Annotated in this window: 11 protein-coding genes; 9 read left to right on the forward strand and 2 right to left on the reverse strand. The window is 69.0% G+C overall.

Annotated features, from left to right (window positions below):
• Positions 1-351: 351 nt before the first annotated feature.
• Positions 352-2,223, reverse strand: a complete 1,872-nt coding sequence (locus DEIPH_RS14865) for a menaquinone biosynthesis decarboxylase (RefSeq protein ID WP_051517422.1) — start codon at positions 2,221-2,223, stop codon at positions 352-354.
• Between the two features lie 48 nt (positions 2,224-2,271).
• Between DEIPH_RS14865 and DEIPH_RS14870 the strand changes: the two genes are divergently transcribed.
• From DEIPH_RS14870 to DEIPH_RS14910, 9 genes are all read left to right on the forward strand, one after another.
• The gene (locus tag DEIPH_RS14870; protein ID WP_235183259.1) at positions 2,272-3,081 is read left to right on the forward strand and encodes an ion transporter; all 810 of its coding nucleotides are present in this window, start codon (positions 2,272-2,274) and stop codon (positions 3,079-3,081) included.
• Positions 3,082-3,131: 50 nt separating this feature from the next.
• Entirely contained in the window at positions 3,132-4,427 is a 1,296-nt protein-coding gene (locus DEIPH_RS14875) for a M24 family metallopeptidase (RefSeq protein WP_407636516.1), read from the forward strand.
• A gap of 81 nt (positions 4,428-4,508) precedes the next feature.
• Entirely contained in the window at positions 4,509-5,252 is a 744-nt protein-coding gene (locus DEIPH_RS14880) for a hypothetical protein (protein WP_034359601.1), read from the forward strand.
• Complete coding sequence (locus tag DEIPH_RS14885) at positions 5,249-5,434, forward strand: hypothetical protein (protein ID WP_034359603.1); 186 nt, start codon at positions 5,249-5,251, stop codon at positions 5,432-5,434. The genes DEIPH_RS14880 and DEIPH_RS14885 overlap by 4 nt, the downstream gene beginning before the upstream one ends.
• A 32-nt stretch (positions 5,435-5,466) precedes the next feature.
• The gene (locus DEIPH_RS14890) at positions 5,467-6,345 is read left to right on the forward strand and encodes a TAXI family TRAP transporter solute-binding subunit (protein WP_034359604.1); all 879 of its coding nucleotides are present in this window, start codon (positions 5,467-5,469) and stop codon (positions 6,343-6,345) included.
• A 184-nt stretch (positions 6,346-6,529) separates the two neighbouring features.
• A complete protein-coding gene (locus DEIPH_RS14895; protein WP_034359606.1) occupies positions 6,530-6,763 on the forward strand; it encodes an FmdB family zinc ribbon protein in 234 nt (77 codons plus the stop codon).
• The gene (locus DEIPH_RS14900; protein WP_034359609.1) at positions 6,760-7,863 is read left to right on the forward strand and encodes a S1C family serine protease; all 1,104 of its coding nucleotides are present in this window, start codon (positions 6,760-6,762) and stop codon (positions 7,861-7,863) included. Before DEIPH_RS14895 ends, DEIPH_RS14900 begins: the two co-directional genes overlap by 4 nt.
• A 98-nt stretch (positions 7,864-7,961) precedes the next feature.
• On the forward strand, positions 7,962-8,582 hold the full coding sequence (locus DEIPH_RS14905; protein ID WP_034359611.1) for a deoxynucleoside kinase: 621 nt from the start codon (positions 7,962-7,964) through the stop codon (positions 8,580-8,582).
• 126 nt (positions 8,583-8,708) lie between these two features.
• Entirely contained in the window at positions 8,709-9,332 is a 624-nt protein-coding gene (locus DEIPH_RS14910; RefSeq protein ID WP_034359613.1) for a deoxynucleoside kinase, read from the forward strand.
• A 72-nt stretch (positions 9,333-9,404) separates the two neighbouring features.
• On the opposite strand, the gene DEIPH_RS14915 is transcribed toward DEIPH_RS14910, so the two are convergent.
• The coding region (locus DEIPH_RS14915; protein ID WP_034359615.1) for an ArsR/SmtB family transcription factor at positions 9,405-9,655 on the reverse strand (251 nt) is incomplete at its 5' end.

The raw sequence follows: 9,655 nt of genomic DNA on the forward strand, positions 1-9,655 counted from the left end.
GCAGTCCGCACGCGGACTGCACGTTGATGTGTTTGACGCCTCGCTTGCGCTTGGCTGGTCTTCTTCAAGACCTTCTGAGCCTCGCGGCTCTTCACACGTCTGGAGTCCCTCGGGGGAGGAACCGCGTGTACCACCCTGTCGGTTGGCCCTGTCATCGTCACTTGCATCAGCTTGTCATGCGTCCCGGCGGGTCTCTTTCGAGCTTTTCCGCCTCGCCCTTTTGATCGGGCGAAGGGAACTATATGCCTTCTCCCCGGAGATGTCAACACCTCCCCCGGGGCGCTCTGGGGGAGGTGAAGGGTCTGTGGAAAATGCGCGTGCTGGGGCCAGTTTCCGGCGCTGCGGCCCGGCTCAGCGGGCCTGTTCCGGCAGGCCGTACAGATGCCAACGGGCCTCGACGCGGCGCTGCACCTCGGGCGTCATCTCGATCTTGGGGGGCCACGCGCGGACGAAGCCTTCCTCGGGAAGTTTGCGGGCGCCGTCCCAGACGAGCAGGGGGCCGACCTGGCGCACATCCCGCTCGGGGTCGATGTTGTTCAGAAGGGTCCACCACACGTCCTGCATGTTCTGCACGTCGGTCTGTTCGTCCGCGATCAGGAGGTGGCGGATGCCCGAGGCGGCGGGATGGGTGGCGAAGGCTTCCGCGAGGGCCTGCGCCTGTCCCGGGCGGGTCTTGTGCAGGGCCACAACCCAGTAGCCGTCAGCCGTCTGACGCTGGGCGAGGACGCCCCCGAAGTCGGGGAGGTCCGTGGAGGTGTGGGGGACGAAGAGGGGTTCCACTGCGCCTTCCTTCCCCTGGTCCTCCCGGCTGCTGGCGGCGCTGCCGACCTCCTCGGGGAGCTTGGTGGTGGCGTCGAGGATGAGTTTGCCGCCGTAGCCCCAGCCCCGGCTGGAGTGGTCGAGAACATCGGTGGGGCCACGGGTGGTCAGGGTGTCACGGCCCGGCACGGCCTTCGCGGTCACCTCGCGCCAGACGGCGGCGAAGTCGTTGACGGGCACGGCCTCGTCCACCACGACGACGACCTTGGCAAACATCATCTGGCCCAGACCGAACAGCCCGTTGGCGACCTTGTAGGCCTGACCCGGATACGTCTTGCGGATGCTCACCACGACGAGGTTGTGGGCGACTCCGGCGGGCGGCATGTGGTAATCCACGATCTCGGGAAGAATCATCTGTGCGGCGGGCAGGAAAAGCCTCTCACTGGCCTCGATCAGATAGGCGTCCTCCATCGGTGGGCGGCCCACGATGGTCGCGGGGTAGACGGGGTCGCGGCGCATGGTGATGGCCGTGACGTGAAAGCGCGGGTAGAGGTCGGGCAGGGTATAGAAGCCGGTATGGTCGCCGAACGGCCCCTCCACGGCCCAGTCTTCCTGCGGGTCCACGTAGCCTTCGAGAATGAACTCGGCGTTGGCCGGCACGTCGAGGTCCACCGTGACGCCCTTCATCACCGGGGACCGCTGGCCGCGCAGATACCCCGCCAGGGCGAACTCGTCGAGGCCCGGAATGGGCGGCAGGGGCGCGGTGGCCGCGTAGATCAGGGCCGGGTCACCGCCGATGGCGACGGCGACCGGGAGACGCTTCCCGAGTCGGCGCGCCTTTTCCAGATGCTTCGTCCCGGTCTTGTGGCGCTGCCAGTGCATCCCGGTGACGTTCTTTCCCATCACCTGCATGCGGTACATGCCCATATTGCGCTCGCCCGTCTCCGGGTCGCGCGTGATGACGAGCGGCAGGGTCACGAACGGCCCGCCGTCCAGCGGCCAGCATTTCAGGATGGGAAGGCGGGCGAGGTCCACCTCGTCACCTGTCCACACGATCTCCTGCGCGGGGCCGGAGCGGACGCGGCGGGGGGGCAGGTTCATCGCGTCACGCAGCTTGCCCACGTTGCCGAGGAGACCACCCAGGCCACCGCCGCCTTTGAGGTCGATCAGGTGCCGCACCTTCGCGGCCAGGTCGTCGAGGTCGGAGACGCCCAGGGCCAGGGCGGTGCGCTGGCGGGTGCCCAGCAGACCGATCACCAGGGGAAAGTCGCTGCCCTTCACGTTCTCGAACAGCACGGCCGGGCCGCCCTTCTTGACCAGGCGGTCGGCAATCTCGGTGATTTCCAGGTCGCGGTCCACCGGCACGGACACGCGCACGAGTTCGCCGCGTGCTTCCAGCAGACGCATGAAGCTCTGAATGTCGGGGCTGTGCCTGACGGGGCTGTGCTTTTGGGCAGAGGCCATAGGGGGAGTGTAGGGACGCGCAGGCGGGACAACCGTACGCTGGAGCCTGTGACCTCTGCGCCTCCCCCTCCCCCGGCCCCGGCGGACGAGTTGCACGCCGCCCGGCTCACGACGCTGCGGCACCTCGGCGCCCTGCTCGACCGGCCCATGACGGTGCTGAGCTTCGTGTGGCTGGCGCTGCTGGTGCTGGACCTGACGCAGGGCCTCTCGCCGCTCCTCCAGACCCTGAGCAACGTGATCTGGGGGATCTTCATCCTGGATTTCCTGCTGGCCTTTTCGCTCGCGCCCGACAAGACCACGTACCTGCGCCGCAACTGGCTGACGGCGCTGAGCCTGCTGCTGCCCGCGCTGCGGGTGCTGCGTGCCTTTCAGGGCCTGCGCGCCCTGCGGCTGCTGCGGCTCACGCGCGGCATGAACCTGCTGCGTCTCCTGACCGGGCTGAACCGGGGCCTGCGCACGCTGCAACGCACCCTGCGCCGCCGCCAGCTCGGCTTCGTGCTGGGAGCGACCGGGCTGGTCGCGCTGGCGGGCGCAGCGGGGATGGCGTCCTTTGAGGCCGGGCAGACGGGTGCCCCTCTGACGTACGGCGGCTGGCTGTACTGGACCGGGATGCTGCTCACCAGCCTCGGGCCGGAATACTGGCCGCAGACGGGCGAGGGCCGGATGCTGTCCTTTCTGCTGGGCCTCTACGGCTTCTCGGTCTTCGGCTACATCACCGCTGCCCTCGCCAGCCTCTTTGTCGGCAGCGATCAGGAGCGCGAGCCGGACGCCGATGAGGTGAATAACGAGGTGCTCCGCCGCGAACTGCGGGACCTGCGGGGAGAGATCGCGGCGCTGCGTGAGGAGATAAAGGGGTAGCGGGATGAAGTCCGGGATCGGTGCGGCCTCCTGCCTGTTACCCTGCCTCCATGACCCCCACTTCCCCTACCCCGGTCGAACGGATGCGCGGCGCGCTGCGCGGCACGGCGGCGCTGCCCGGTCACGTGGACGGCTGGCTGATCTACGACTTCCAGGGCCTCAACCCCCACGCGCACCGGGTGCTGGGCCTGCCCGCCGGGGCGCACCTGACCCGGCGCTTTTTCGTGTGGGTGCCGCGTGAGGGGCAGGCCGTGGTGCTGCACAACCATATCGAGGGCGGGACCTGGGCCACGCTGACGGCAGGCTGGGACGTGGAGAGGCGGCCTTTCGGGTCGCACGCCGAACTGGACGCGGCGCTGCGCGGGGTGGTCGCCGGGAAGACGGTGGCGATGGAGTACAGCCCGCAAGGGGCCGTGCCCTACGTCAGCCGGGTGGACGCCGGCACGCTGGAGCGGGTGCGCGCGGCGGGGGCAGAGATCGTGAGCAGCGCGGACCTGCTCCAGTCGTTCCTGATTTGGTCGCCAGAAGACCGGGCGGCCCACGACCGGGCGGCCGCGGTGCTGATGCGCGCGAAGGACGACGCCTTCCGCCTGCTGCACGAGCGGCTGAACGCGGGCGAGGCCGTGACCGAACTGGACGCGCAGGCCGTGATCGAGCGCGCCATTCAGGCCGCGGGCATGACCAGCGGCCACCCGGTCAACGTCAGTTTCGGCGCGAACGCCGCCGACCCGCACTATCAGCCGGAAGGCGAGAAGAATGCGGCCCTGCACCCGGGCGAGTGCGTGCTGATCGACCTGTGGGCGCAGGAGGAAGGCCGCCCCTTCGCGGACGTGACCTGGGTGGGCTACGCGGGCGAGCCGACCGCCGAATACCTGGAAGCGTGGGAGGCGGTGCGCGGGGCGCGGGACGCGGCGCTGAGCCTCCTGCGCGGGCGCTACGCCCAGGAAGGCTGGGGCCGAATCCAGGGCTGGGAAGCCGACCGCGCGGCGCGGGAGGCGATGGGGCAGGCGTGGGCACCGTCCTTCCTGCACCGCACCGGGCACGACCTGGGGGTGCAGATTCACGGGTCGGGCGCGAACCTCGACGACTACGAGACGCACGACACCCGCACCCTCACGCCGGGGCTGTGCGTGACGGTGGAACCCGGCACCTACCCGCGCGCGAAGGGCTTCGGCATCCGCACCGAGGTGGACGTGTTCCTCTCCCCCCAGGGGCCAGAGGTGACCACCGATCTCCAGCACCGGCCCTTCGTGCTGGGTCAGGGCGAGTGGGAGGACGTGCGGGCGGCGGGATATGGAGAGACGCGGAGCGGGGCACAGACCGCCGAGGCCCACACCCAAACCTGAAGCGGCGAACCTGAGGCGGCGTGGCGCTTCCCGGCCCCGCCACCCCGCAACCCTCGCCACAGTTCCGGCGTATAAGGAGACATGAGCAAGCCTGTCCGTCAGGAGACGGTGATCGACACGCGGCCGGTCCGCAGCGCGGCTCCCCTCACGCCCGCGCGGGTGGCGCTGTACACGGGGGGCGGCGTGCTGGTGCTGGCGGCGCTGGCCGGGGCCGCCGTGGCCGTGGCGGGCGTGGCGCTGACCACCGTGACTGTGGCGGCCCTGATCGCAGCGGTGCTGGCGGTGATCTTCCTGATGCCTGCCCTGCTGCTGGCGCTGAACGCGGCGCGGGTGCGGGCCAAGGAAACCGTCGCCCGCGCGATGCCGCTCGAAACGCTGATCGTGCAGCGCCAGCAGTTCGAGAACCTGATCGCCGCCAAGGGCCGCCAGCTCGCCGAGGCGAACGGGCATCTGGCCGACTTCGCGCGCCTGATCGACGCCAACCGCGCCGAGATGGACGCCGCCGACACCGCCCGCTGGGAAACGGACCTTCAGGTCAGCCGGGACGCCTTCGCCCGCGCCCAGACCCACCTCGACGACCTGCGGGACGACCTGAAGGAATTCGACCGGCAGATCAAGAAGGCGCGGATCGACACCCAGCTCGCGCAGGCCAAGGGGAACGTCGCCTCGGCGCTCCAGCAGGCCAATCTCAGCGCCGAGGACCGCCACGTGACCGAGAGCGCCCTCTCCGAGATCGCGCGCCGGGCGGGGCGAAATGCCGAACTGCTCGACCAGGCCCTCGCCACGGGTGAACGCACCGCCCGCCCCGGTGGGGGCACAGCGTGACCCGCGCCCGCGTCCTGGGGGCGCTGCTGGCCCTGATTCTGCTGGTCTGCGGGGTGGTCATCTACCTCGATCAGCGGGGGGCCTTCGGGGAGACCTCCGCCAGCGGCCCTGGACCGGCCACGGCGCCGCTCACGCCGAATCCGCCCGCGTCCGGTGACCCCGGATACGGCGAGCTGAAGTGACCTTCCGCCTCTCCCCCTTTTCCGGAGGCCCGATGAACCGCATCCTGCCGACCCTGCTGCTGACCCTCACCGCCGCGCAGGCCGCGCCCCCGCCCACCCTGAACGTGGCGACGGGCAGCCCGACCGGCACCTACAGCGCCATGTTCAAGAACATCGGCCAGGTCTGCACCCAGAGCGCCTACCTGCGCGAGCGCGGCACCAGCGGCTCGCTGGAGAATATCGACCTGCTGCTGAACAACGAGGTGTCGCTGGCCTTCGTGCAGAGCGACGTGCTCAAGGCCCGGCAACAGATCGACAAGGACCCGCGCGTCGAGAACATCCGCACGCTGCTGCCGCTGCACCACGAGGAACTGCACCTCTTTGCCCGCCCCCCCACCGTCAAGAAGAACATTCTGGGCAAGGCCACCGTGACGGGCGTGCAGAGTTTTGCCGACCTGAAGGGCAAGCGGGTGGGGGCCTGGGGCGGCAGCCTGATCACGGCGCGGGTGGTGAGCGCCATGACGGGCGTGCCCTACCAGATCGTGAGCCTCAAGGACCAGCCCTCGGCCTTCGCGGCGCTGCAAGCCGGGCAGGTGGACGCCGTGCTGGCGGTCGTCGGCCAGCCCGCGACCTGGGTCAAGGCGCTGGGCGGCGTCCAGCTCGTCGCGGTGCCCAGCAACGAAAAGCTCAGCGCCATCTACGCGCCCGCCAAGCTGTTCTACCCGAACCTCAGCGCCCAGAGCGTTCCGACCATCGCCGTCCAGAGTGTCCTGGCGACCCGCGACTTCAAGACGCCCGACAAGAAAAAACTGTTGCTGGACTACCAGAAGTGCGCCATGCAGAAACTGGTGAACCTCCAGGAAGACGAGGGCATGCACCCCAAGTGGCAGGACGTGACCTTCAAGAGCTGGCCCTGGCCCCAGTACAAGTAACCGGACCCAGGACAGGGCAGCCGCAGGACCTGGCAGCCGGCGGGGGCCGGTCCCGCTGGCGACTGGCCCACTGCCGGCTGGCCCGCAGCTCCGGACAGGGGCCGGGTTCCCGTCTTCACGTTCCGTCAACCGGGACGCGCCGCTGCACCCACCCTGCTACATTGACCGCTGGAGACTTCAGGCCATGCCGACGTACGTGTACAAGAACCTTGAAACCGGCGAACTCTACGAGATCAAACAGAGCATGCGCGACGACGCCCTCACCCAACACCCCGAGACGGGGGCCGCCATCAAGCGTGTCCTGTCGGCCCCTGGCATCGCGTTCCGGGGCAGCGGCTTTTATGTGACCGACTCGCGGCCCAGGGAGGCCAGCGAGGGCGGCAGCAAGGGCAGCAGCCAGGGCAGCGGCAGCGAGTGAAACCCGCCCTGCGCGTCGCCGGAATCCTGCTGCTGGTGGCCAGCGCGGCGACGGGCGCCTATGTCACGGGCCGCGTCAGCGCCCAGCGCGCCCTGGTCACCCCCGACGAGATCAACACCGTCGAGGTGACGCAAAAAGCCCTCCAGGCGGTCGTGCGGGTGGACAACCGCCTGCGCAAGGACGTGTTGCAGCCGGGCGACGACCCCATCGAGACGGGCACCGGGTTCTTTTACAAGCAGAACCTGATCGTCACGAACTACCATGTCATCCAGTACCAGGAATCGGTCAGCGTGACGCTCTACAACGGGCGGCGCGTGACGGCGCGGGTGGAGGGGATCGACCCCGGGATCGACATCGCCATTCTGCGCGTCACGGGGGTCACGGCCCCCAGGACGCTGAGCTTCGGGCGCAGCGCGGGCCTGATTCCGGGGCAGAAGCTGGTGACCATCGGCACGCCCCTCAAGATCCAGAACTTCGTGGGCGTGGGCAACTTCAGCGTGGCGGCGAGCGCGCGCGACGTGCCGCGCAACGACCAGCTGGGGCAGGAGATCGGGCAGTATCTCGTCAGCACCAACAACATCCAGGGCGGCAACAGCGGCGGCCCGGTGCTGGATTCGCGGGGGGCCGTGGTGGGTGTGGCCGACGCCAACGCCGCGCCGAACGGCTTCGTGCCCGGCGTGATCGGCATCGCCATTCCCGGCGACCTAGTGCAGCAGAGCCTGGACGATCTGGAGAAGATCGGCGTGCCCCAGCGCGGCACCCTGGGCGTCACGCTGGTGGACCTCGACAGCCTCGACCCGGCCCTGCGGCAGCTGGCGGGCCTGAGCAGCAGCGAGGGTGCCCTGGTGGACGAGGTGCCCGCCGGGACCGCCGGGGCGAGGGCGGGGCTGCGCGGCAGCCTGCGCAACAGCCGCAGCCAGCTGCTCGCGCCGCTGGGCGACGTGATCGTGGCCGTCGACGGCCAGCGCGTGCGCGGCAGCTACGACGTGGTGCGGCTGGTGGCCGCCAAGCGCCCCGGCCAGACGGTCACGCTGCGGCTGTGGCGCAACAAGAAGAGCGTGGACGTGAAGGTCCCGCTCCTCAAGCGCACGTTGCAGTAAAGCGCTCACCCAGAGAGGAAGACCGCTCCAGCCCGTGCTGGGGCATGTTTTTTACTGGCTGCTGGCCGCTGCCGGCTGGAAGCTCTATCATTCCACCCGTGTACCTGGTCGTCGAAGGCCCCATTGGGGTGGGAAAAACGAGCCTGGCGGGGCGGCTCGCGGCGCGCTACGGCGCGGAACTGAACCTGGAGGTCGTGGAGGAAAACCCCTTCCTGGCCCACTTTTACGAGGCTCCGGAGGCGTACTCGTTTCAGGTGCAGGTCTTTTTCCTGCTGTCGCGCTTCAAGCAGCTCTCGGCCCTCGCGCAGCCGGGGCTGTGGAGCGGGAACGTGGTCAGCGACTACCTCTTCGACAAGGACTTCATCTTCGCGGCGATGAACCTGCGTGAAGCCGAATTCGCGCTGTACGAGGACCTGTATTCGCACCTCTCGCCCCGGCTGCCCACGCCCGATCTGGTGGTGTACCTGCGGGCCGAGCCGGAACTGCTGCTCTCGCGCATCGAGAAGCGCGGGCGGCCCTTCGAGCGTGACATGCAGGCCGCCTACCTTCGTGATCTGACCACCCGCTACGACGAATACTTCCGCACCTATCCGGGCCGCCTGCTGACGGTGGACGCCAGCGGGTACGACTTCGTGTGCAAGCCGGAAGACGAGCAGGCGATCCTGGCCCACATCGACGAGGCGCTGCACGCCGGGGTGGGGGAAGGGGCGGCGGTATGAGGGGGAAGAGCGTGTGGCCCGTCGTTTGGAGCTTGTGGAGGCCAAAGCCTGAGGCCAGAGCTTTCGCTGATCTCCAAGCCGCCAGCCACGAGCCACACGCCCCTCACGCGAGCGGAGCGAGCTGACATGTACCTCGCCATCTCCGGCAACATCGGCAGCGGCAAAAGCACCCTGACCCGGATGCTGGCCGACCGTTACGGCCTGCGCCCGGTGTATGAGCCGTACGCGGAAAACCCGTATCTGGAAGACTTCTACCGCGATATGCGGCGGTATTCCTTTCACTCGCAGGTGTACTTTCTGTCGCGGCGGCTGGAGCAGCACCTGGGCATGGTGACGGGCGCCCGGTACGTGATTCAGGACCGCACCGTCTTCGAGGATGCCAACATCTTTGCGCGCAACCTCTATGAATCGGGGCAGATGGAGGCGCGCGACTGGGCCACCTATCGGGGCCTGTACGAGGGCATTCTCCCGGCGCTGCGGGTGCCCGATCTGCTGATTCACATCGACGCTGGCCTGCCCACCCTGAAAAAGCGCATCGCGCAGCGCGGGCGGGCCTACGAGAAGGACATTCCCGACGCCTATCTGGAGGGCCTGAACCGCCTGTACGCGGCGTGGGTGCAGGGCTTCGACGCCTGCCCCGTCGTGCGCGTGCCGGGCGACGAGCTGGACTTCGTGCAGGACCCCCAGGCGTTCAAATGGGTGTGTGACCGCGTGCAGGCGCACGGCTTCGGGCTGCCGCTGCTGCGCTGAGGGGCTGAGCGAGGAGCGAGGAAAAAAAGAGCTTCAGCCAAACGCCCAGGCGCCTGCGTGCAAGTTCATGGCTCAGCGCTTCCCACCCTCCTGGCCTCCCTCCCCCACATGCTCCAGCACGTTCCGCAGCAGGTCCGTGACGTGTGCGTCGGCCAGACGGTAGTACACCACGCGGCCCTCCTTGCGCGGCAAGACGAGGTTCTGGTCGCGCAGCCGCCGCAGCTGGTGGCTGACCGCGCTCTCGCTGGTGCCCAGGGCGATCAGGAGCCGCAGGCGGGGGGGGGCGGACACGGCCTTGAGCAGCGCGGCGGCGTGGGCCAGGG

The organism is Deinococcus phoenicis, from assembly GCF_000599865.1.
In the GTDB taxonomy this organism is placed as follows: Bacteria; Deinococcota; Deinococci; order Deinococcales; family Deinococcaceae; genus Deinococcus; species Deinococcus phoenicis.

Bases quoted from the DNA above. Each gene is read 5' to 3' on its own strand.
- DEIPH_RS14875 (WP_407636516.1), top strand. From the start codon at position 3,132: ATGACCCCCACTTCCCCTACCCCGGTCGAACGGATGCGCGGCGCGCTG.
- DEIPH_RS14910 (WP_034359613.1), top strand. From the start codon at position 8,709: ATGTACCTCGCCATCTCCGGCAACATCGGCAGCGGCAAAAGCACCCTG.
- DEIPH_RS14890 (WP_034359604.1), top strand. From the start codon at position 5,467: ATGAACCGCATCCTGCCGACCCTGCTGCTGACCCTCACCGCCGCGCAG.
- DEIPH_RS14865 (WP_051517422.1), bottom strand. From the start codon at position 2,223: ATGGCCTCTGCCCAAAAGCACAGCCCCGTCAGGCACAGCCCCGACATT.
- DEIPH_RS14895 (WP_034359606.1), top strand. From the start codon at position 6,530: ATGCCGACGTACGTGTACAAGAACCTTGAAACCGGCGAACTCTACGAG.
- DEIPH_RS14880 (WP_034359601.1), top strand. From the start codon at position 4,509: ATGAGCAAGCCTGTCCGTCAGGAGACGGTGATCGACACGCGGCCGGTC.